The sequence below is a fragment of the Streptomyces sp. NPDC029466 genome (assembly GCF_055574515.1).
The window spans coordinates 97,556-117,748 of sequence record NZ_JBVHZH010000004.1; the positions used below are offsets into that span (position 1 = coordinate 97,556).

Sequence of the window (20,193 nt, forward strand, 5' to 3'; positions counted from 1 at the left end):
AAGAGCAGGGTAAGAAGTGTGTCGCTCAGGTATCCGATGCGCAGGTGTGCCCGTCTTCTCCGGTGACCATTGTCCGGAGCCGTCCGTTGTGCCTAAGGCGGCCGGTTAAGAAGGCAAGAACCCTTTTGAGGGTGACGGGAGATGTGGGCGCATGGGGCTGACCAGTCAGTCGCTCGAATACACGGTGATCGTGCTGGCGGTGCTCTGTGTCGCCGCCACGGTCTGGCTCTGGCCCCGGCTGGCGCGGCGCGGCGTGGCAGCCGTCTTCGGCCGGCTGGGCGCGATCGTGGTCACCCAGGTGTCGATCGTGTGCGCGCTCGCCCTCGCCGTGAACACGAACTACGAGTTCTACGGCAACTGGGACGAACTCCTGGGCAACACCGACGAGGCCCCGGCGTCCCTGAGCCAGGGCGGCGGCCAGTACACCTCGGTCGGCAACCTCAAGGGCGGACTGGTCCAGCCGGCCGGTCCGCAGGGGCTCGACCGGGTGACCGGGCTGCCCAAGGGGCCCGCCGACCGGGTGGGCAAGGTCGACTCCGTGAAGATCATCGGCCGTCGCAGCCGGGCCATCAACCCGGGCTTCGTCTATCTCCCGCCGCAGTACTTCCAGCAGCAGTTCCGCCGGCAGCGGTTCCCCGTCATGGTCGTCATCAGCGGCTACCCCGGCGGGATCATGAACCTCGCCCAGCACCTCCAGGTGCCGCAGAACGCCGGCCGGCTGATCGCGCAGGGCAAGATGCAGCCGACGGTGATCGTGATGGTCCGGCCGACGATCGCCCCGCCGCGCGACACCGAGTGTGTGGATGTGCCGGGCGGGCCGCAGGCCGAGACGTTCTTCACCAAGGACCTGCCGGACGCCATGAAGTCGGCCTACCGGGTGGGCCGGGACCCCAGCGCCTGGGGCGCGTTCGGCTACTCGTCCGGCGGCACCTGCTCGTTGCAGCTGGCGATGCGGAACCCGAAGATCTACACCTCGGCGGTCTCGCTCTCCGGTGACTACGCGATCAAGGACGACCTGACCACCGGCAGCCTCTTCGGCCCCGGTCCGGAGGGTGCCCGGCGCGAGCGCGAGCACGACCTGCTGTGGCGGCTGAAGCACCTCCCCGCGCCGCAGATCTCCGCGCTGGTGGCCAGCAGCCGTAAGGGCGAGGCGGACTACGGCGACACCATGAAGTTCCTGCGGGCGGCCAAGTCGCCGATGACGACCGAATCGATCATCCTGCCGCAGGGCAGCCACCAGTTCACGACCTGGCGGCGGGAGGTCGTGCCGGCCCTGCAGTGGCAGAGCCAGCAGCTGACGTTCCCCCAGGACACGGAGGCGCTCCCGCAGCGCAAGCCGGGCGCGGGGAAGGGCGGCGCCCCGGCGCAGCGGACCACGCCGTCCCCGGCACCGTCGGCGTCCGACGACAACAAGGGCCGCCGACGGGTGGAGGCGGAGCGCTCCCAGGGGTGAGCCGCGAGTGAGCTGAACAGGGGCGCCGGAGCTGTCCGGCGCCCCTGTCGCATGTCGACATCGACGATGTGATCCTCAACTGCGCCGGTGCGCTGCTCGGCTATCTGCTGCTGGGGCGGCGGCTGGGCCGGGCCGTGCATCCGCGGCGCCGGCACTGGTGGCACCGGATCGGCGGCAAGGGGAGGGCGGGGCCGGTCAAGGCCCCCGGGGCCGGGTCGGCGTGACGTAGGCCGGTCGGCGCGGGCGGTGGGGCGCGCCCCGTGCCGCGCGCCCGGCCGCGCTACGGGCGGTAGACCATGCCCGGTTCCGGCTTCGCCGGGGAGAGCAGCTGGGAGACCGTGACGATCGTGTAGCCGCGCTTCTTCAGCTCCTTGAGGATGCCGGGGACGGCCGGCACGGTTCCCCGGTAGATGTCGTGCAGCAGGATGATGCCGTCGCGCTCGGTCTGTTCGAGCACCCGCTTGGTGATCAGGGCCGAATCGTTGGTCCGGTAGTCCTTGGCGGTCACGCTCCACAGGACCTGCGCCAGGCCGAGGTCCTTGCTGATGTCGGAGACCGTCTCATCGGTCCTGCCCTGCGGCGGGCGCATCAGCCGGGGCGTCTTGCCGGTGATCTTGCGGACCGCGTCCTGGAGGCGGGACATCTCGCGCTTGGCCGATGCGGCCGGGATGTCGGTCAGAATCTGGTGCGACCAGGTGTGGTTGGCCAGCTCATGGCCCTCGGCGTCGATCCGCTTCACCTCGGCGGGGCGCTTTTCCACGTGGTTCTCGCCGAGCATGAAGAAGGTCGCATGGACCTTCTCCTTCTTGAGGATGTCCAGCAGGCGGTGGGTGTGCTCGCTGGGGCCCGCGTCGAAGGTGAGCGCGACGCACTTGGCCTTGCGGCAGTCGACGGCGTCACCGGCGGTGCCCCGCGGGGCCTTGCCGTCCTCGGCCGCGGCGTCCGCGGTGTCCTTCGCCCGGACGTCGGCCGCCGGTGCGTCGGCGCGGGCGTCGGCCGGGGCGGTGACGTCGTAGGTGGCGCAGCCGCTGAGGACCAGGACCAGGGACGTGGCCGTCAGCAGCCCGGCGAGGAAGGTGCGGCGGGCCGCGGATATCGACTTCGGCATACGGGTCTCTCTTCGCGTGCGAGGAGTGCGACAGCGAGCCCGCGACCTGCGCGTTCGGGCATGACGAAGTCGACGCGTACGGAGCGTGGCCCTGCCGCGCCGACCCGCGGGAACAGCTGTCGCAGGGGACCCTGGGACTATACATAGGCAGTACACACTGCGTGTATACGTGGGGTGTGTAAGGGGAGGGAGGGGTGCCGGGGGCGGGTGGGACGTACGGCGGCGGAGGCCGTCTCGTGCCCACCCCGATCGGACGCGTCCGCCGCGACACCCCGCCCCCACCGCGGTGGACTCGTACCGTGACCGCACCGCCGCCGGGCGACTGCCTGGCGCACAACGACTGGATCTGCGGCGACTACCTGAGCACCCGTCGGCAGATCCTCCTCGACGCGCTCCTCCAGCACCTCCAACTGACGGTGTTCTCGGTGGCGCTCGGGCTGGTGATCGCGGTCCCGCTGGCGCTGCTCGCCCGGCGCAGACGCTGGACCATCGGGCCGGTGCTCGGCATCACCACGGTCCTCTACACGATCCCGTCGCTGGCGATGTTCTCGCTGCTGCTGCCGGTCTACGGGCTGTCCGCCACCCTCGTGGTGGTCGGCCTCGCGCTCTACTCGCTCACCCTGCTCGTGCGGAACATCCTGGCGGGCCTGGACGGGGTGCCCGCCGAGGCCACGGAAGCCGCCCGGGGCATGGGGTACGGGCCGATGCGCCAACTGCTGACCGTCGAACTGCCGCTGGCCGTGCCGGCGGCGATGGCCGGGCTGCGGATCGCCACGGTCTCGGCGGTCGCGCTCACCACCGTCGGCGCCATCGTCGGATACGGCGGGCTGGGCAACCTCATCTACGCCGGCATGAACGCGTTCTTCAAGGCACAGGTGCTCACCGCGTCCGTGCTCTGTGTGCTGCTCGCGGTGGTCTTCGATCTGCTGCTGCTCGGGGTGGAACGGCTGCTCACCCCCTGGCGCCGGGCGAGCCGGCGGGCGGTGCGGTCCCGGGCCGCCACCGGACCGAAGCGCCTGGTCGCGGCCCTGGGGCGGCGGACATGAACACCGTCTCCGCGGTCTGGAGATGGCTGACCACCGCCGCCAACTGGTCCGGTGAGAACGGCGTCTGGCACCGCCTCGAACAGCACCTCGTGCTCACCTTCGGCTGTCTGGTCATCAGCGCCCTGATCGCGCTGCCGGTCGCCCTGACCCTCGGCCACCTCGGCCGCGGCGGGGCGCTGGCCGTCAACCTCGCCAACATCGGCCGCGCGGTGCCGACCTTCGCCGTCCTCGTCCTGCTGCTGCTCACCCCGATTGGACGGCACGGGCAGTGGCCAACCATCATCGCGCTGGTGTTGTTCGCGATTCCGCCGCTGCTGACCAATGCGTATGTCGGGATGCGTGAGGTGGACCAGAACGTGGTGCGGGCCGCCCGGGGCATGGGGATGACCGGCGGCCAGCTGGTGTGGCGGGTCGAGGTGCCGCTCGCCTTTCCGCTCGTCCTGACCGGCATCCGGATCGCCGCGGTGCAGCTGGTGGCCACCGCCACGCTCGCCGCGCTGGTGGGCGGCGGCGGGCTCGGCCGGATCATCACCGCCGGGTTCAACCTGGCCAGCACCCCGCAGGTGGTCGCCGGAGCGGTGCTGGTCGCGGTGTTCGCGCTGCTGATGGAGGCGGCCTTCGAGCTGGCTCAGCGGTGGGCACCGGGATGGGCCCGCGGACGGGCGCGATGAGGGCCGCTGCCGCCGCCGTTGCGGCCGTCGTCGGCCTCGGGCTCGCGGCCTGCTCCAGCGGTCCCTCGCTGGAGACCCGCGCCGCGATCACCGCCTCCCCCGGCGACAGCCACGAACTCACCATCGGCTCGGCCGGCTTCACCGAGAGCGAGCTGCTGGCCCAGATGTACGCGGCGCTGCTCGACCACGCCGGGTACCGGACCCATGTGGTGACCGTCGGCAACCGCGAACTGTACGAACCCGCCTTGGAGGTGGGGCAGATCGATGTCGTACCCGAGTACGCCGCCACCTTCGCGGACTGGCTCAACGCCAAGGACAAGGGCTCCCAGGCGGCACCGGTGGCCTCGCCCGAGATCGGTGCCACCATGGCCGCGCTGCGCCGGCTCGCCGGCCCGCGCGGTCTGACCGTGCTTCCGGCCGGCCGGGCCGTCGACCAGAACGCCTTCGCGGTGAGTGCTCCTTACGCTCGCGAGCACCACCTCAAGACCCTCAGCGATCTGGGCCGCGCCAAGCTTCCGGTGCGTCTGGCCGCGGGCGATGAATGCGTTCAGCGGCCGTTCTGTGCGCCGGGGCTGAAGAAGCGCTACGGGATCAACATCACCGCCATCGACGCGAAGGGCGTCGGCACCACACCCGCCAAACAGGCCGTGCAGAACGGGCAGGACCAGATGGTGCTCACCACCAGCACCGATGCCACCCTCGACCGGTTCGGGCTGGTGCTGCTCACCGACGACAAGAAGCTCCAGAACGCCGATAACGTCCTCCCCGTCGTGAACCGCGCCCGTGCGGGCGGCGCGGGGCCGGCCGCCGCGCTCAACCGCCTCAACAAGGTGCTGACCACCGCCGATCTGGCGTACCTCAACGAGCAGGTGGACAGCTGGCGGCGGCTGCCGTCGGATGTGGCGCGCAACTACCTCAAGTCCAAAGGGCTGTTGCCCAAGAGCTGACACGGCGCGGGCGGCGTGGGGGTGCGGTGCGCGGTGACCGTGCCTGTGATGCGGGCGGTGACAGGGCCGGTGTTTCACGTGAAACGCCGCGCAGGGCGGCAGGCCGGGCGTTTCACGTGAAACGCCGTCCCGGCGCTTTCACTCCGTGGGGACCGAGTCCACCTCGGCCCGCTCCCGCGGTACCCCCTGCTCGTCCGAACCGATGGTGCGGCGCAGGGCCTCATGAAGCTTGGTCGGGGTGAGGACGCCCAGGAACCGGTGGCCGTCCAGCACCGCGATCCAGCCGGCGTCATGCTTGAGCATCTCGCTGAAGGCCGCCTTGAGGGTGCCGGTCACCGGCACCCAGGCCTCCATCCGGCGGGCGTGACCGGCGACCGTGCCCTCCCCGCCGGCCAGCTCCTCGGTGGCCACCCAGCCGTGCAGGGTGCCGTCCTCGTCGAGTACCACCGCCCAGCGGGCGCCCTCGCTCCGCAGTCGTGCCCTGGCGCGCGCGGCGGGTTCGCCGAGCCGGACGCACGGCGGACGTTCGAGGTCACCACGGTCGATACCGGTGACCGAGAGCTGTTTCAACGCACGGTCGGTACCGACGAATTCGGCGACATAGGGGGTCGCGGGGGCACCGAGGACGCTCGCGGGGGTGTCGTACTGCTCGATCCGGCCGGCTCCGTAGACCGCGATCCGGTCGCCGAGCCGGATGGCCTCCTCGATGTCATGGGTGACCAGCAGCACGGTCTTGTGCAGCTCGGCCTGAAGCCGCAGGAACTCCTTCTGCAGCCGGTCGCGGACGACCGGGTCGACCGCGCCGAACGGCTCGTCCATCAGCAGGACGGGCGGGTCGGCGGCGAGCGCACGGGCCACCCCGACCCGCTGGCGCTGGCCGCCGGAGAGCTGCTCGGGGTAGCGCGGCCCGTAGACGGCCGGGTCCAGACCGACGAGATCCAGGAGTTCGGCGGCCCGCGCGCGGGCCTTGGCCCTCTTCCAGCCGGTCAGAAAGGGCACGGTCGCGGTGTTGTCGAGGACGGTGCGGTGCGGGAAGAGGCCGGTCTGCTGGATGACATAGCCGATCCCGCGGCGCAGGGTGACCGGGTCCACGCCGGCGATGTCCGCACCGTCGACATAGATCCGCCCGTGCGTGGGGTCGATGAGCCGGTTGACCATCATCATGGTCGTCGTCTTGCCGCAGCCCGAGGGCCCCACCAGCGTCACCAACTCCCCCTCGCCGACCTCGAAGGAGAGGCCGTCGACGGCGGTGGTCCCGTCGGGGTAGCGCTTGGTGACCGAGTCGAACCGGATCATCGCCCCATTGAATCCCGCGGCCCGCGGCCGGACCTGTCATGCGGGCAATCGGGTGGGGTGCGACCCGGGCCCTGCCCCCAGTGCCCAGCCCCCTGCCCCCGGCGCCCAGCCCCTGGCCTCCGGCTCCGGAGTGACGGCCCCTCAGACCCCCGCCCGCCGGGCACCCGGCTCCGGCTCGCCGCCCGTCCCCGGCTCGTCCGCCCCCGGCCCGTCGGCCATCCGGTACCCGCCGTCCGGCACCGCTTCGATCACCGGCGGGTCGCCGAGCTTGGCCCGCAGGGCGCCGAGGGTGACGCGTACGGCGTTGCCGCCGTAGCTGGTGTGTTCCTCCCACACCTCCTCGATCAGCTCGTCGCCGCTGACCACCGCGCCCTGTGCGCGCAGCAGCACTTCGAGCACCCCGAACTCCGTACGCGACAGCGCCAGCGGGCGTCCGTCGCGGGCGGCCAGCCCGCGCGCGGTGTCGACGGTGACGCCGGCCCGCTCGATGACCTGCGGCTCGGCGCAGCGGGCGGGCCGGCCCAGCGAGATGACCCGGGCGAGCAACTCCTCGGGGGCGAAGGGCTTGGCCAGCCGGTCGTCCGCGGCCGGTGCCGGGTCCGCCGCCCGGTCGTCCGGGCCGGCCGCGGTGAGCAGCAGCACCCGGGTCGGCAGCCGCTCGGCCACCACATACCGGCGCAGGGCGTCACCGTGCGGTGCGGGCAGTTCGCGGTCCAGGACGAGCACGTCGTACCCGCCGAGCCGCAGTCCGGCCAGTGCCGCGCGGCCGTCGTGGGCGATGTCCACCACGATCGCCGCGCGGCGCAGCTCCGCGGCGATCGTGTCCGCGAGGCACTCCTCGTCCTCCACCACCAGAACGCGCATGGCGTCATATGTACCCGAGGCGGAGCCTCCGGCGAGCCGAACGCCGTGCGCCGCGACGCCGGGACCGGGGAATTCACCAGGCTGGCGCCGAGCGGCACCCGGCACGGGCCCCCGCACGGCGCCGGTGACGCGGACCGCCGACCGGGCCGCCGCGGCCCGTGCGACCGCGCCACGGCGAACCTGGGCCGGACAGCCCCGGGGCGCGGGGCCGTACGAGTTGCTTCCGCCGCACCGCCTCTCCTCCTGCCGCATCCGGCCCGGCCGGCGTGCTTACGATCCACTTCGGCCACCGGTCGGAAGGTGGAAGGGAGCGCCACGATGAGAGCCGTAGCAGTCAGCGCATTCGGTGAACAGCCGCAGCTCATGGAGCTGCCGCAGCCCGAACCAGGGCCCGGTGAGGTCCTGGTGCGGCTGGCCGCCGCCGGACTCAACCCCGTCGACTGGAAGCTCGCCGACGGGATGTTCGGCGATGCCGTCCCGGCCGCTTTCCCCCTCGTCCTGGGTTCGGACGGGGCGGGCGAGGTGCTCGCCATCGGCAGCGGGGTGCGGCGGTTCACCATCGGTGACGCGGTGTTCGGCCAGTTCCAGCGGCCGGAGCAGGGCGGCGGGTCGTACTGCGAGCTCGCCGTCGCCGACGAGGAGCGGATCGCGCACGCCGCCCGCAGCGTCACCTACGCCACCTCCGCGGCCGTGCCGACGGCCGGGATGACCGCGTACAACCTGGTCGAGGAGACCCGGATCGCCGAGGGCAGAAGGGTGCTGATCGTTGGCGCGACCGGCGGCGTCGGCACCTTCGTCACCCAACTCGCGGCCGGCCGCGGGGCCGAGGTGATCGCCACCGCCCGCCCGGCCAAGGCGGAGCTGATGCGCACGCTGGGCGCCGCCGAGACCGTCGACCACACCGCGGGCCCGATCGCCGACCAGGTCCTCGCGATCCATCCGGACGGTGTCGATGTGCTGATCGACATGACCAGTGGCCCCACCGAGTTCGCCGCACTGACCCGGACCGTGCGGGACGGGGGTACCGCCGTCTCGCTGATCGGCTCGGCCGACGCGGACGAGCTCACCGAGCACAACCTCCGCGGCTTCAACTTCGTCAACCGCCCCTCCCCGCAGCTGCTGGAGATCCTCGCCGGCCAGGTCGACGCCGGCCGTCTGACGGTCCTCGTGGGCCGTGAGGTCTCCCTGGAAGAGGCGCCGGACGCCCTGGCGACCAGCCGCACCGGCCGGGCGCAGGGGAAGACGGTCCTGGCGATCTGAGCGGAGGTCAGGAGCCGGCGCCGGTGCGCGCCGCGGACCGGCGGGCACGCAGCGCCCGGACCGCCGGCGGTCCCGCCGCTGCCAGCCCGGCGGTCAGCGCCCCCGCGCCGATGACCAGCCAGACCCCGGTGCGCAGCGGTCCGGTGAGCGCGTCGGCGTAGGCGCCCGCGGCCGGCCGGGAGACCATGGCGGGCAGCGCGTCCAGGGTGCGGCTGCGGACCAGCGCGAGCACCCCGGCCAGCAGCCCGGCGGCCGCCGCACAGCCCATCCCGGCCCAGATCAGCGCCCGCCGCCGGCGCCGCGCCAGCAGCAGCCCGCCGGTCAGACACAGTGCCGCGGCCGGCGGCAGCAGCAGCGCCCCGGTGCGGACGACCTCGTAGACGGCCCGGATCCGGGGCACGTCCGGGGCCTTCAGCAGCACGATCTCCACCCCGGCCCGCGGCACCCGCCGCAGGAGGTCGAGCCCCATGCCGTTGTGGGACAGCTGACGCTTGACGCGTTCCACGACCGGGGTGAGGTCCAGCGTGACCGGGGACCGGCCGGACGCGGCCAGCCGGCCGTCCAGCGTCCGGTGGGCGGTCCGGTGCACCCCGTTCCACACCGCGCGAAAGCCGCGGCCGGTGACGACCTGCCGCACCTGCTTCTCCACGAACTGGCGGATCCCGCGGGTGAAGTGCCGGCGCACCGCGGGACGCTCGGCGCGCGGTACGGCCTTCAGCAGCCCGTCGAGCCGGACATGCGCCATCACGCCGTCCGTCACATCGTCGACGACCGCCTCCTGGACGGCGGCGTTCCCGGCCAGCGGCGCCACCGCCGCCACATAGCCGTCGGTCTCGGTCAGCTCGGCCCGCGCCCAGATCGCGGCCAGGCTCAACGGCAGCAGCAACGCCCCCACCAGCAGCAACACCCCACCGGCCAGCGCCCGTCCACGGTGTCGCGGCCCGTGCGGGGGCCGCGGTGTCATCCGCCCGCCCGTGCGTACGGGTGCGCTCGCTGACATCGCGTCCGGTCCTTCCTGCACGGCGGACTGGGGCGCGTTCCACGGTCCGGCCGGGCCGGCGGAGCTCCGCAGGACGCGCGCTACGGCCATCTCCCAGGCAAGTGGGAACCTCCGCCGCCCGCGACCGGGGCCGGTGCCAATGGGTGACCGGGCGGCCCCCGCCCCGCCTCAGCCCGCCCGCGCCACGCGCCGCCGCCGGACAGCGCGCACCACCCCCGGCCCGAGCAGCGCGGTGGCCCCGGCGCCCACCGCCCACCCCATCCAGCTGTCGCCCTCGCTCTCCGGGGTGCTCTCCGGCAGGTCGTCCACATCGCCCGAGCAGGCCGTGGGGGCGAAGGACTCGCCGACGTAGACACAGACCGTGGCGGCGGGGCGCCGGGTGCCGGGGGCGGTGGAGGCGGCGGATCCGGCGCGGCCGCCGAGCACGGCCGTGGCGGTGAAGACCTGGATGTCGTGCGCGGGCAGATCGGAGCGCCAGATCACCTTCTGCTCGCCCACGTCCTGCCCTTCGACCCGGCCGCCGGGCGCGGTCGCCGAGGTCGTGGTGGCCGGCATCCGCTGCTCGATCCGGGCGCCGTGCACCTCCAAGTCACCCAGGTTGTGCACGGTGATGCGGTAGTCGAGCCGTTTGCCGGACCCGGTGTCGTCGGCGCCGTCGGTCACCGACACCGTGACCGAGACGGCGGGCGGGGCCTTCGCGGCGGACGCGGCGGCGGACGGTGCGTGAAGCGTGGCGGCGCACAGCAGCGCGCAGACAACGGCGGTTCTCATGCCGTCATCCGAGCATCGCGGCCGCCGCGACGGGCGGCAGGCGGCCCGCTGCCGGGCCGGGTTCACCCGAGTGAGGGGCCGCGGGGGCGGCGCACGGCTCCGGCTGCCGCGGCGCATCCACCGCCCGGGCCCGCCGGACCTCGCCGCCCCGGCCGCTCAGTGCCGGTGCGGCCCCGGCCGGTGCACCGGACCGTGCGCGTCCTCGCAGTGGCCGGCCGGCTGCTCCGGGCCGGGACCGGGCCGCGGACTCAGCGTCAGCAGCTCATCGGGTGCGCCCTGTTCGCCGACATGATCGACCTGAAGGGTGGCGTGGGTGATGCCGTACTCCCCGCTCAGCAGCTCCTGAAGGCTGCGGCGGACCTTGTGGCAGTCGCCGCCCGGCGCCACCAGGATGTGCGCGGAGAGCGCCGGCTGCCCGGAGGTGATCTGCCAGATGTGCAGGTCATGCACCTCGACGACCTCGTCAGCGGCGACCAGGTGATCGCCCAGCGCGTCCGGGTCGAGGCCGGCCGGCGCGGCCTCCATGAAGATCCGGCCGGACTCCCGCACCAGCCCCGTACCGGCCCGCAGCATCAGCGCGACGACCACGAGCGTGGCGATCGCGTCGGCCCGCTCGAAGCCCGTCGTCAGCACGACCAGACCGGCGACGGCGGTGGCGACGAACCCGAACAGGTCGGTGAGGATGTGCTGATAGGCGCCCTCGACGTTCAGGCTGGAGCGGTTGGCCTTGGACAGCAGCCAGGTGCAGATCAGATTGACCACGATGCCGGACAGCGCGGTCACCAGCACCAGCCCGCCGCCCACCTTCGGTGGCGAGATCAGCCGCTCGACGGCCTCGTACGCCAGCCAGGCCGACAGCAGCAGCAAGGTGATGCCGTTGGCCTGCGCGGAGAGGATCTCGGCGCGCTTGAGTCCGTAGGTGAAGCCACCGCGGGCCGGCCGCGCGGCCAGCCGCATCGCGATCAGCGCCAGCACGATCGAGACCGCGTCGGTGAGCATATGGGCGGCGTCCGAGATCAGCGCCAGGGACTGCGCCACCACACCGATGACGACCTCGACCGCCATGTACGCGGTGAGCAGGATCAGCGCGGCCCGCAGCCAGCGCCGGTCGGCGTCCGGTGAGACACCGTGCGCATGGCTGTGGCTGTGCCCGTGGCTATGGGCGTGCTCGGTCATCGGCGCGCTCCTTCCTGGCTCCTCGCTGCGAAGCAAACCGCACTTCGGCCAAAGATCCAAAGGCTGCACCGGTGACCGTTGTCATTACCGTCGAACGGACGATCGTGCCTGGTCAGAGCGGTGCGGAGGAGGGCGTGAGCGGAAGCGGGAAACGGAGTTCGGCCATCCGCTCCCGGCTGGCGCGGTGAGCCGTCGCGGCCCCTCCTGCCGGGTAGCATCCGGCGCCATGAGCAACGCTACGGGGGAGACCCGGCGGCCCGCACCCGGCACGGGACAGCTGCTGGCGCCGCTCGGCCTGCTGGCCGCCGTCGCCATCCTGTCCACCCACCACGACGGCCTCACGTTCTGGCTGGGCGCCCTGCTCGGCACCGTCGCCGTCCTCGGCTACCTGGCCTGCTTCGACTCCCCGCGCGGCATCTGGCAGTGGCTGCCGGCGCTGGTGGGCTTCTGCGCGGCGTTCCTGTTCGCGGGCCAGTTCCTGATCGCCCTGCTGGCGTGAGGGCGGGGGGCCTCCCCGCGGGACGGGGCGAGACGACCGGTCAGTAAAGTTCGGCTCCCGTCCCCCGGACCGGTCCCCGTCCCCTCCCGACCTCTGAGGTATCCGGCAGTGAGCCCCGCACCACCCGCCCCGGCCGCTCCTGAACCGCTGTCCGTCGTCGGCATCGGGGCCGACGGCTGGGACGGTCTGCCGCCCGCCTCCCGCCAGGCCCTGAGCGCCGCCGAGGTGCTGATCGGCGGCGCCCGCCAGCTCGCGCTGCTGCCCGCCGAGTGCGCCGGTGAACGCGTCCCGTGGCCGTCGCCGCTGCGCCCCGCGGTCCCCGGGCTGCTCGCCGCGTACGCCGGGCGCCGGGTGTGCGTGCTGGCCAGCGGCGATCCGATGTTCTACGGCATCGGACGGACGCTGACCGAGGTGCTCCAGGAGCAGGCGGCCACCGGCGCGGAAGCGGCGGCGGGCGGGCCCCCGGCCCCCGGGCTGCGCATCCTTCCGCACCCCTCCTCCGTCTCCCACGCCTGTGCCCGCCTGGGCTGGCCGCTGGAGGACACCGAGGTCGTCACGCTGGTCGGACGGCCCGCCGAGAACCTCCTCCGCGCGCTGTACGACGGCCGCCGGGTGCTGGTGCTGTCCGCCGGCGCCCGGACCCCCGCCGAGGTCGCGGCCCTGCTGCGCGCCCACGGCTTCGGCCCGACCCGGATACGCGTACTGGAACAGCTCGGCGGCCCGCGGGAGAAGACGGCCGAGGGCACCGCCGAGGACTGGGACCTGCCGCCCGGCGACCCCCTCAACGTCCTCGCCCTCGACTGCCGCCGCGCGCCCGGCACCCCGCCGCTCTCCACCGTCCCCGGTCTCCCCGACACCGCCTATGAGCACGACGGCCAGCTCACCAAGCGCCATGTCCGCGCCGCCACCCTCGCCGCCTTGGCCCCCGCCCCCGGTGAACTCCTCTGGGACATCGGCGGCGGCTCCGGCTCCATCGCCATCGAGTGGCTGCGGGCGCACCGCGGCTGCCGCGCCGTCAGCGTCGAACGCGACCCCGTACGGGCCGAGCGGATCGGCCGGAACGCGCGCACGCTCGGCGTCCCCGGACTGCGTGTCGTCACCGGCCCCGCACCCGCCGCGCTGGACGGTCTGCCGACGCCGGACGCGGTCTTCATCGGCGGCGGGCTGACCGCCCCCGGCCTGCTGGCCGCGTGCTGGGCGGCGCTGCCCGCGGGCGGCCGGCTGGTGGCGAACACCGTGACGCTGGAGTCCGAGGCGCTGCTCGCCGACTGGTACCGGCAGCACGGCGGCGAGCTGGTGCGGCTCGCGGTCGCGCACGCCGTGCCGGTCGGCGGTTTCACCGGCTGGCGGCAGGCGATGCCGGTCACCCAGTGGTCGGCCGTGAAGCCGCAGGCCACCTCCCCGTCCCCGACCGCCGTCCCCCAGGAGACCGAGCAACCATGACCGTCCACTTCATCGGCGCGGGTCCCGGCGCCGCCGACCTGATCACCGTGCGCGGCGCCCGGACGCTCGCGTCCTGCGGGGTCTGTCTGTACGCGGGCAGCCTGGTGCCGCGGGAGCTGCTCGCCGAGTGCCCGCCCGGTGCCCGGCTCATCGACACCGCGCAGCTGGACCTCGACGCGATCACCGCCGAGATGGTGCGCGCCCATGAGGAGGGCCATGACGTGGCCCGGCTGCACTCCGGTGACCCGTCCGTCTTCAGCGCGGTCGCCGAGCAGATGCGCCGGCTGGACGCGGCCGGTGTGCCGTACGACGTGGTGCCGGGCGTCCCCGCGTTCGCCGCGGCGGCGGCCGCCCTCAAGCGCGAACTGACCGTCCCCACCGTCGGCCAGACCGTCATCCTCACCCGCGTCGCCCAGCGGGCCACCCCCATGCCGGAGGGCGAGGACCTCGCCACCCTCGGCCGCAGCGGTGCGCTGCTGGTGCTCCACCTGGCCGCCATGTACGTCGACCGGGTCGTCGCCGAACTTCTGCCGCACTACGGCGCCGACTGCCCCGCCGCGGTCGTCGCGATGGCCTCCCGCCCCGATGAACTCGTGCTGCGCGGCACCCTCGCCGATATCGCGGATCAGGTGAAGGCCGCGGGCGTGGTCCGTACGGCCGTCATCATGGTCGGCCGCACCCTGGGCGCCGAGCAGTTCCGCGACAGCCACCTCTACTCGGCGGACCGCGAGCGGCCGCATCTGCCGTGCGCCGGGCCGTCTGACGTACCCCCGGTCCCGCCGTCGGTCACGGAGACGCCGTAGCCGACGCGTACGGGCCGCGGCCCGCGCCGGGCGGACAGGCTTCCGCCCGGGACGCGGCCGGAAGCCCGCCCGCAACTCCGGCCGGACAGACGCGAACCCCGGAACTGGAGGTTCCGGGGTTCGTCGCCATCAGCCTCGGCCGGCCTCGCTCAGAGGCTGGGGGTGATCCCCACCGAGGCCATACCGCCGATCTGCCCGAGGGGCGTGGTCGCCCCGAGGGAGCCGCCGGCCTCAAGGCCGTTGCCGATGCTCACGGCGGCACCGTGCCCGGCAACCTCGGCACCGGCGTTCCCGCCGGCGATGGTGTCCAGCTCGGTGTCGGCGATCTCGCGGGTGTCGATCTCAGGGGTGAAGCCGTGACGCATGGCGTGCCCTTCCCTTCGGAGCTATGGGATCTGAACTCACACGGGCCGAATTGCCGATAAAGCAAAATAAGGCCGTAATGGGCCACCCGGCGCCAGAATGCGACGCCCGTAATGACGGCCCGTGTGCTCAAAGAATGCAATCACGCTCAAGCATCGCCCGGCAACTTGCAGTTCATTTTTCAACCTGTATGTAATTGAGCACCGCTATCGCCTTGACCTGCAAGTATGCGCATTTCTTGGTGATGGGTCGACCGTGCGGAGGCTATCGGAAAACTGCCCCGGAAAAGTCCCGCATGCGCACCCGGCGGGTATATTTGCGGGTACTGTCCACCGAACCCGCGGCGAGTGGCATGGGGGACATGCCCGCCTTCCCGGTATTCCTCTCCATCGGGGTGCTTGACACCGGCCGACGTGCGGCGAAATGTGGAACACAACCGCTCCGTGAAGCCGTCGCTCATGCCAGATCCGTATCCGCGGGGACCCCCTCCCGGTCCGCTGCCCCGCTCACCGGCCGGCCCCTCGCCGGAGGTGCCACCGCCGGGAGGGGGCACCACAGATCCGCGTCGGCGCGGCCGTCGTCAGGTGCTGCTGATCGTCGGTCTGGCCTGCTTCGCCATGGCGATCGGGCTGTTCTTCCTGGGCAGACAGGCGCAGCAGGACCGGCTGAAGGAGGAAGTCCGCCTCCAGCCGGCCGCCGCGGTGGCCCCCGACCCGTTCACCCCGTCCGTGGCCGGACCCGTCCCCGCGCTCCGGTCCGTCCCGTCGCCCACGGACTCCTCCCCGGAATCCGGAAAGGTGCGGGTGGCCGGCCACTACGGCAGTGAACCCGGGCTGTTCGGCGGCACCGTGAAGGCGTCGGCCTGCGACGCGCGCCGCCTGGCGGACCTCCTGCTCCGGGACCCGCACAAGAGCCGGGCATGGGCCGCGACGCTGGGCCTGACGTCCGCGGACCTCCGCGGCTATCTCGCGGGGCTCACCCCGGTCGTGGTGATCATGGACACCCGGGTCACCGACCACCACTACCGCGAGGGCCGGGCGACGCCCGACCAGGCGGTGCTTCAGGCGGGTACGGCTGTCCTGCTGGACCGGTACGGGGTGCCGCGGGTGCGCTGCGCCACCGGTGATCCACTGCGTCCGCCCGCCGCGGTCACCGGGAACGTGGCCTATACGGGCCAGAGCTGGCGCGGCTTCCGGGCAGACGGCACGGTCCGGGTGCTGCCCGCCCGCCGGCCGATGGGCGCCCTGGTGCTCACCGATGTCGCGACCGGCGGGCGGTTCGTCCGGCCGGTGGGCGGCACCGGCGCAACGGACCGGAACGTGCCCGGCACGTACGGCAGTGCAGCGCCGCGCGGGGCGGCCGCCGTCGGCGGGCACAGCGCGGCCGGCCTGCCGCCGTCCGTGCGCGCGGGGGAGGCGCCGCGCGGCAACGGCCCCCTGAACGTGCTGCGGAGCGGGTGGCCCGAGAGGGAGGAGTCATCATGACGATTCCACCGGATACCGCGAATCTGACGCCGGAGCAGTTGCAGACCGCGCGGCTGGCGGCGCAGGACATGGCGCACCTGGGGTCGCAAGGACTGGACACCCTGCACTCCAACCTCAGCAGTGCGTTGACTGCCGCCCGGAACACGATGGCGCGGAGCCACACGCTGTGGAACGCACTGGAGGGGCAGCTCAACCTGGCCACGACCCCGGAGGCGCGCCGCGTGATCATCGACCAGCAGGACGCGGCGAGGAGGATCTTCACGAACGCCAAGGCCGCGGTCGAGAACATCCACAACAATCAGCAGGTGCTCCAGCAGGTGCGGCAGGCCGGGGCCGCCGCCGCGGAAGTGGTGACCGGGGAGGTCGCCCAGGCCCGGCTGTCGCTCGGGCAGCGCTTCTGGAACATGGTGCCCCAGTGGCTCCAGCGTCTCGGGCCGCCGGTGCGCGACGCGGCGGCGCAGGTGACCGAGAAGATCGTGCGCGCGGGCCGGCAGAGCCTGACGGCCCTCGGCAACGGCATCTCGTACGTGTGGAACTCGGTCTGGCCCACCGTCAGGGACAACGCACGGACGGTCCTGTCCGCGGTGGGCACCGTCGTCCGCGCGGCGCGATCGGGTGTCGGCACGCTGGTCACCACCGTCATCCGGGGCTCCCTCGGGGGCGTGCCCGGGATCGTCGTGGCGATCGGGGCGCTCGCGCTGGTGGGTGCCGGCGCCTATGCGTGGAGCGCCTACAACACACCCGACCCGCCCAGGCCACCGACCGTGCCCGGCCCGCAGGAACCGGGTCCCGGACACCCGCATCCGGAGGCCCCGCCACCGGAAGCACCGCCCCCTGAGGCGCCGCCGCCCGAGGCCCCGCCACCGGAAGCGCCCCCTCCTGGCGAGCCGCCCCCTGAGGCGCCTCCTCCCGGCGAGCCGCCACCGGAAGCGCCGCCCCCTGAGGCGCCGCCTCCTGAGGCCCCGCCACCGGAAGCGCCCCCTCCTGAAGCGCCGCCGCCCGGGGAGCCCCCACCGGAAGCACCGCCCCCCGTGGAGCCCCCGCCCCCGGTCGAGCCGCCGCAGCCGGTCGAGCCCCCGCCGCCGGTGCATCCGCCGCACCCGGCGCCCTAGTTGTTCCGCCTCGGCAGCCGACCGGCGAAGTACGGCGCACCACCGCGGCGGCACCCGACGGCGTCACGCGGCACGCCGTCCGGCCGGCCCCGCCCCCCCACCGGGCCCGTCCGGATGGCTCTGCGACCGCATCAGGGTGAATACCCGTTATCCCGTCACCGGGGGCCGGTAAGGAAGCTGCGACACCCAAGGGGGGCCGAAGCAAAGGAGTACGCCACGATGCGTACCAGACTGGCCGCCGGCGTCGTCGGCGCCGCAGCCCTGCTGACGCTCCTCGGCGGCAACGTCGCCGCGGCCGACGGCAAGGACCATGCCGCACAGGCGAAGGACACCCCGGGGCAGGCGCACGACAGCTCGCCGTGGATGCACGACACCCCGGTCCGGATGAACGACCGGCCCGGGCGGCTGCACGACCGCCGCGAAGGGCGCTACGACCGCCGGGAGGGCCGCTACGAGCGCCCCGGACGGTTCCGCGACAACCCGCTGCGGCTGACCACCTGCGCCCTCGGCACGGCGCTGGGATCGCTCACCGGCAGCTCGGACGACTGCATGGGCGACCGGTTCGACCGCGGCTACCGGGACTGACGGCCCAGGCTGACACGGGGGAAGCCCGTCACCGCGGGCTTCCCTGCCGGTCCTCTCCCGGACCCCGCGGTTCCGCCCGCCCCACCACCATCCCCGCCCGGTCGATGCAGATGACGTCGACGGCGACCGGCGCGCCCCGCAGCACGGCCAGCGACTCGTCCCGCGCCGTCGCCGCCACCAGATCCCCCAGCGGGACCCCCGCCGCGGTGCACAACTGGAGTGCCGCCAGGCCTGTGTTGGCCTCTGCGACCGCCTCCGCCAGCGCCTCGTCCGCACCGCCCCGCCGCGCGAGCTCCGCCAGGAAGCCCTTGTCCACCTGGGACCGCGCCGAGTGCAGGTCCAGATGCCCCGCCGCGAGCTTGGACAACTTGGCGAACCCGCCGCAGATGGTGAGCCGCTCCACGGGATGACGCCGGATGTACTTCAGCACCGCCCCCGCGAAGTCGCCCATGTCCAGCAGCGCGTCCTCGGGCAGATGGTGCAGGGCGACGGCCACCTTCTCCGACGTCGACCCCGTACACCCGGCGACATGCCGCCGGCCGGCCGCCCGCGCCACGTCCACCCCCCGCCGGATGGAGTCGATCCACGCCGAGCAGGAATACGGGACCACGATCCCGGTGGTCCCCAGGATCGACAGCCCGCCCAGGATCCCCAGCCGCGGATTCCAGGTGCTCCGGGCGATCTCCTCCCCGTGATCGACCGAGATCCCCACCTCGACATCGGCCGTCGCCCCCGTACCGCCGTGGCGCGTGGCGACCTCGGCCAGATGCTCCCGCATCAGCTGCCGCGGCACGGGATTGATCGCCGGCTCCCCCACGTCCAGCGGCAGCCCGGGCCGCGTCACCGTCCCGACCCCCGGCCCGGCCTTGAAGACGACCCCCGAGCCCGCGGGCAGCGCCCGGACGGTGGCCCGGACGAGCGCCCCGTGGGTGACGTCCGGATCGTCGCCCGCATCCTTGACGACCCCCGCCATGGCCGTCGTCCGCCCCGGCGCCAGCTCCTCCACCGCCAACTCCTCCACCGCAAGCGCGAAGGACGGTGTCTGCCCCTTCGGCAGCGTGATCGTCACGGGATCGGGGAACTCGCCGGTCAGCAGTGCCGTGTACGCGGCCGTGCTCGCCGCCGTCGCACAGGCACCGGTCGTCCAGCCCGGCCGCAGCCCGGTGTGCGCGAGCTGCGCACTACGCCCGCCCGCGGCCTTGCCCGTACCCTGCGGCCCCGTACCCTGCGGTTGCGCTTCAGCCACGGAGGAACCCACATCCCATGCCCGACGCAGCTCGCCCGCCACGCCACGTACTGATCCTCGGCGGTACTACGGAGGCCCGCCGCCTGGCCGCCGCCTTGGTGCCGGGGGCCGCGGGGGTGCCGGAGCCCGCCGATGGGCAGAAGCCCGCGGGGGTGCTGGAGCCCGCAGAGGGGGTGGGGCCCGTCCCGTCGCCGGAGCCCGTCCCGCCGCCGGAGCCCGTCCGGTCGCCGGAGCCCGTCCGGTCGCCGGAGCCCGCCCAGGTGTCGGAGCCGGCCCTGCGTGTGACGACCTCGCTCGCCGGCCGGGTCGCCGCGCCACGGCTGCCCGCCGGGGAGGTACGCATCGGCGGGTTCGGCGGCCCCGAGGGCCTCGCCCGCTGGCTGCGCGAGCACGCGGTGGACGCACTCATCGACGCCACCCATCCTTTCGCCGACACGATCAGTCACAATGCGGCTCTGGCGGCCGCCACCGCCCATGTTCCCCTGCTGGCCCTCCGCCGTCCCGGCTGGGTGCCGGGACCCGGCGACGACTGGCACCAGGTCACCTCCCTGGACGAGGCCGCCGCCGCTCTCCCCGCCCTCGGCAGCCGCATCTTCCTCACCACCGGCCGCATGGGCCTCGCCCACTTCGCCCACCTCACCGACCCCTGGTTCCTGGTCCGCTCCGTCGACGCCCCCGAGCCCCCGCACCCGCCCCGTATGGAGGTGCTGCTCGACCGGGGCCCCTTCACGGTGGAGGGCGAGCGCGCCCTGCTCCGTGCCCACCGCATCGACGTCCTCGTGACGAAGGACAGCGGCGCGGCCGCGACCGCCGCCAAGCTGACGGCGGCCCGGGAGGCCGGGATCCCCGTAGTGGTCGTACGGCGCCCACCGGTGCCCGACGGCGTGCCGGTGGCGGCGAATCCGGAAGAGGCCGCGAACTGGGTCCGCGCCCATTACCGCTCCGCTTTCAACGCGGCCGATTCACACTGAGCCGATTGGCTTCCCGCACCCTTTCCACTAACTCTTCCCGCCGCTTTACGGATTCCTCTTGCTCCTCCTCGCCGCCGGCCTCGCGGGCGGCGGAG

20 protein-coding genes and 1 pseudogene are annotated in these 20,193 nt (G+C 73.5%); 13 read left to right on the top strand and 8 right to left on the bottom strand.

Going from position 1 to position 20,193, the window contains the following annotated elements; all coding sequences use genetic code 11:
- The first annotated feature begins 151 nt into the window (after nucleotides 1–151).
- Nucleotides 152–1,453 (top strand): alpha/beta hydrolase, encoded by a 1,302-nt coding sequence (locus ACZ4XD_RS05640; protein ID WP_468038501.1) that lies wholly within the window; start codon nucleotides 152–154, stop codon nucleotides 1,451–1,453.
- A 56-nt stretch (nucleotides 1,454–1,509) separates the two neighbouring features.
- A pseudogene (locus tag ACZ4XD_RS05645) lies at nucleotides 1,510–1,677 on the top strand (VanZ family protein); the annotation flags it as partial.
- A 56-nt stretch (nucleotides 1,678–1,733) separates the two neighbouring features.
- On the opposite strand, the gene ACZ4XD_RS05650 reads toward ACZ4XD_RS05645, so the two are convergent.
- A complete protein-coding gene (locus ACZ4XD_RS05650; protein WP_468038503.1) occupies nucleotides 1,734–2,561 on the bottom strand; it encodes a polysaccharide deacetylase family protein in 828 nt (275 codons plus the stop codon).
- A 299-nt stretch (nucleotides 2,562–2,860) separates the two neighbouring features.
- Here ACZ4XD_RS05650 and ACZ4XD_RS05655 point away from each other — a divergent pair, with 299 nt between their 5' ends.
- The 3 genes from ACZ4XD_RS05655 to ACZ4XD_RS05665 are packed head-to-tail and all read left to right on the top strand — an operon-like array spanning nucleotide 2,861 to nucleotide 5,225.
- Nucleotides 2,861–3,607 (top strand): ABC transporter permease, encoded by a 747-nt coding sequence (locus tag ACZ4XD_RS05655; protein ID WP_468038505.1) that lies wholly within the window; start codon nucleotides 2,861–2,863, stop codon nucleotides 3,605–3,607.
- Entirely contained in the window at nucleotides 3,604–4,278 is a 675-nt protein-coding gene (locus tag ACZ4XD_RS05660; RefSeq protein ID WP_468038507.1) for an ABC transporter permease, read from the top strand. Before ACZ4XD_RS05655 ends, ACZ4XD_RS05660 begins: the two co-directional genes overlap by 4 nt.
- Nucleotides 4,275–5,225, top strand: coding sequence for an ABC transporter substrate-binding protein (locus ACZ4XD_RS05665; protein ID WP_468038509.1), 951 nt, complete (start codon nucleotides 4,275–4,277; stop codon nucleotides 5,223–5,225). The genes ACZ4XD_RS05660 and ACZ4XD_RS05665 overlap by 4 nt, the downstream gene beginning before the upstream one ends.
- Nucleotides 5,226–5,363: 138 nt before the next feature.
- On the opposite strand, the gene ACZ4XD_RS05670 is transcribed toward ACZ4XD_RS05665, so the two are convergent.
- Entirely contained in the window at nucleotides 5,364–6,521 is a 1,158-nt protein-coding gene (locus ACZ4XD_RS05670) for an ABC transporter ATP-binding protein (RefSeq protein ID WP_468038511.1), read from the bottom strand.
- A 141-nt stretch (nucleotides 6,522–6,662) separates the two neighbouring features.
- A complete protein-coding gene (locus tag ACZ4XD_RS05675; protein WP_468038513.1) occupies nucleotides 6,663–7,385 on the bottom strand; it encodes a response regulator transcription factor in 723 nt (240 codons plus the stop codon).
- 318 nt (nucleotides 7,386–7,703) lie between these two features.
- Between ACZ4XD_RS05675 and ACZ4XD_RS05680 the strand changes: the two genes are divergently transcribed.
- Nucleotides 7,704–8,645 (top strand): NADP-dependent oxidoreductase, encoded by a 942-nt coding sequence (locus tag ACZ4XD_RS05680; RefSeq protein ID WP_468038515.1) that lies wholly within the window; start codon nucleotides 7,704–7,706, stop codon nucleotides 8,643–8,645.
- Nucleotides 8,646–8,652: 7 nt separating this feature from the next.
- Here the strand turns inward: ACZ4XD_RS05680 and ACZ4XD_RS05685 are convergent, their stop codons facing one another.
- The 3 genes from ACZ4XD_RS05685 to ACZ4XD_RS05695 form a co-directional block, all read right to left on the bottom strand.
- On the bottom strand, nucleotides 8,653–9,645 hold the full coding sequence (locus ACZ4XD_RS05685; RefSeq protein WP_468038517.1) for a hypothetical protein: 993 nt from the start codon (nucleotides 9,643–9,645) through the stop codon (nucleotides 8,653–8,655).
- A gap of 168 nt (nucleotides 9,646–9,813) precedes the next feature.
- Complete coding sequence (locus ACZ4XD_RS05690) at nucleotides 9,814–10,416, bottom strand: hypothetical protein (RefSeq protein WP_468038519.1); 603 nt, start codon at nucleotides 10,414–10,416, stop codon at nucleotides 9,814–9,816.
- Nucleotides 10,417–10,572: 156 nt separating this feature from the next.
- Nucleotides 10,573–11,592, bottom strand: a complete 1,020-nt coding sequence (locus ACZ4XD_RS05695; RefSeq protein WP_468038521.1) for a cation diffusion facilitator family transporter — start codon at nucleotides 11,590–11,592, stop codon at nucleotides 10,573–10,575.
- Nucleotides 11,593–11,818: 226 nt separating this feature from the next.
- Between ACZ4XD_RS05695 and ACZ4XD_RS05700 the strand changes: the two genes are divergently transcribed.
- The 3 genes from ACZ4XD_RS05700 (at nucleotide 11,819) to cobM (ending at nucleotide 14,337) form a co-directional block, all read left to right on the top strand.
- Entirely contained in the window at nucleotides 11,819–12,091 is a 273-nt protein-coding gene (locus tag ACZ4XD_RS05700) for a hypothetical protein (protein ID WP_042151247.1), read from the top strand.
- Nucleotides 12,092–12,199: 108 nt separating this feature from the next.
- Nucleotides 12,200–13,534, top strand: a complete 1,335-nt coding sequence (gene cbiE, locus ACZ4XD_RS05705) for a precorrin-6y C5,15-methyltransferase (decarboxylating) subunit CbiE (RefSeq protein ID WP_468038523.1) — start codon at nucleotides 12,200–12,202, stop codon at nucleotides 13,532–13,534.
- Nucleotides 13,531–14,337, top strand: coding sequence for a precorrin-4 C(11)-methyltransferase (gene cobM / locus ACZ4XD_RS05710; protein ID WP_468038525.1), 807 nt, complete (start codon nucleotides 13,531–13,533; stop codon nucleotides 14,335–14,337). Before cbiE ends, cobM begins: the two co-directional genes overlap by 4 nt.
- A gap of 149 nt (nucleotides 14,338–14,486) precedes the next feature.
- Here cobM and ACZ4XD_RS05715 read toward each other — a convergent pair whose 3' ends face one another.
- Complete coding sequence (locus ACZ4XD_RS05715) at nucleotides 14,487–14,702, bottom strand: hypothetical protein (protein WP_468038527.1); 216 nt, start codon at nucleotides 14,700–14,702, stop codon at nucleotides 14,487–14,489.
- Between the two features lie 582 nt (nucleotides 14,703–15,284).
- On the opposite strand from ACZ4XD_RS05715, the gene ACZ4XD_RS05720 reads away from it, so the two are divergent.
- The 3 genes from ACZ4XD_RS05720 (at nucleotide 15,285) to ACZ4XD_RS05730 (ending at nucleotide 17,881) form a co-directional block, all read left to right on the top strand.
- The gene (locus ACZ4XD_RS05720) at nucleotides 15,285–16,184 is read left to right on the top strand and encodes a DUF6777 domain-containing protein (protein WP_468038531.1); all 900 of its coding nucleotides are present in this window, start codon (nucleotides 15,285–15,287) and stop codon (nucleotides 16,182–16,184) included.
- On the top strand, nucleotides 16,181–17,296 hold the full coding sequence (locus ACZ4XD_RS05725) for a hypothetical protein (RefSeq protein WP_468038535.1): 1,116 nt from the start codon (nucleotides 16,181–16,183) through the stop codon (nucleotides 17,294–17,296). Before ACZ4XD_RS05720 ends, ACZ4XD_RS05725 begins: the two co-directional genes overlap by 4 nt.
- Before the next feature lie 219 nt (nucleotides 17,297–17,515).
- Nucleotides 17,516–17,881, top strand: coding sequence for a hypothetical protein (locus ACZ4XD_RS05730; protein ID WP_468038537.1), 366 nt, complete (start codon nucleotides 17,516–17,518; stop codon nucleotides 17,879–17,881).
- 28 nt (nucleotides 17,882–17,909) lie between these two features.
- On the opposite strand, the gene ACZ4XD_RS05735 is transcribed toward ACZ4XD_RS05730, so the two are convergent.
- The gene (locus tag ACZ4XD_RS05735; RefSeq protein WP_468038539.1) at nucleotides 17,910–19,127 is read right to left on the bottom strand and encodes a cobalt-precorrin-5B (C(1))-methyltransferase; all 1,218 of its coding nucleotides are present in this window, start codon (nucleotides 19,125–19,127) and stop codon (nucleotides 17,910–17,912) included.
- Nucleotides 19,128–19,144: 17 nt separating this feature from the next.
- Here ACZ4XD_RS05735 and ACZ4XD_RS05740 point away from each other — a divergent pair, with 17 nt between their 5' ends.
- The gene (locus tag ACZ4XD_RS05740; RefSeq protein ID WP_468038541.1) at nucleotides 19,145–20,098 is read left to right on the top strand and encodes a cobalt-precorrin-6A reductase; all 954 of its coding nucleotides are present in this window, start codon (nucleotides 19,145–19,147) and stop codon (nucleotides 20,096–20,098) included.
- Nucleotides 20,099–20,193 lie beyond the last annotated feature (95 nt).

What these genes read in the sequence shown, in the direction of transcription:
- ACZ4XD_RS05640 (WP_468038501.1), top strand. Translation starts at nt 152, where the DNA reads ATGGGGCTGACCAGTCAGTCGCTCGAATACACGGTGATCGTGCTGGCG.
- ACZ4XD_RS05650 (WP_468038503.1), bottom strand. Translation starts at nt 2,561, where the DNA reads ATGCCGAAGTCGATATCCGCGGCCCGCCGCACCTTCCTCGCCGGGCTG.
- ACZ4XD_RS05660 (WP_468038507.1), top strand. Translation starts at nt 3,604, where the DNA reads ATGAACACCGTCTCCGCGGTCTGGAGATGGCTGACCACCGCCGCCAAC.
- ACZ4XD_RS05665 (WP_468038509.1), top strand. Translation starts at nt 4,275, where the DNA reads ATGAGGGCCGCTGCCGCCGCCGTTGCGGCCGTCGTCGGCCTCGGGCTC.
- ACZ4XD_RS05670 (WP_468038511.1), bottom strand. Translation starts at nt 6,521, where the DNA reads ATGATCCGGTTCGACTCGGTCACCAAGCGCTACCCCGACGGGACCACC.
- ACZ4XD_RS05675 (WP_468038513.1), bottom strand. Translation starts at nt 7,385, where the DNA reads ATGCGCGTTCTGGTGGTGGAGGACGAGGAGTGCCTCGCGGACACGATC.
- ACZ4XD_RS05680 (WP_468038515.1), top strand. Translation starts at nt 7,704, where the DNA reads ATGAGAGCCGTAGCAGTCAGCGCATTCGGTGAACAGCCGCAGCTCATG.
- ACZ4XD_RS05685 (WP_468038517.1), bottom strand. Translation starts at nt 9,645, where the DNA reads ATGTCAGCGAGCGCACCCGTACGCACGGGCGGGCGGATGACACCGCGG.
- ACZ4XD_RS05690 (WP_468038519.1), bottom strand. Translation starts at nt 10,416, where the DNA reads ATGAGAACCGCCGTTGTCTGCGCGCTGCTGTGCGCCGCCACGCTTCAC.
- ACZ4XD_RS05695 (WP_468038521.1), bottom strand. Translation starts at nt 11,592, where the DNA reads ATGACCGAGCACGCCCATAGCCACGGGCACAGCCACAGCCATGCGCAC.
- ACZ4XD_RS05700 (WP_042151247.1), top strand. Translation starts at nt 11,819, where the DNA reads ATGAGCAACGCTACGGGGGAGACCCGGCGGCCCGCACCCGGCACGGGA.
- cobM (WP_468038525.1), top strand. Translation starts at nt 13,531, where the DNA reads ATGACCGTCCACTTCATCGGCGCGGGTCCCGGCGCCGCCGACCTGATC.
- ACZ4XD_RS05715 (WP_468038527.1), bottom strand. Translation starts at nt 14,702, where the DNA reads ATGCGTCACGGCTTCACCCCTGAGATCGACACCCGCGAGATCGCCGAC.
- ACZ4XD_RS05725 (WP_468038535.1), top strand. Translation starts at nt 16,181, where the DNA reads ATGACGATTCCACCGGATACCGCGAATCTGACGCCGGAGCAGTTGCAG.
- ACZ4XD_RS05730 (WP_468038537.1), top strand. Translation starts at nt 17,516, where the DNA reads ATGCGTACCAGACTGGCCGCCGGCGTCGTCGGCGCCGCAGCCCTGCTG.
- ACZ4XD_RS05740 (WP_468038541.1), top strand. Translation starts at nt 19,145, where the DNA reads ATGCCCGACGCAGCTCGCCCGCCACGCCACGTACTGATCCTCGGCGGT.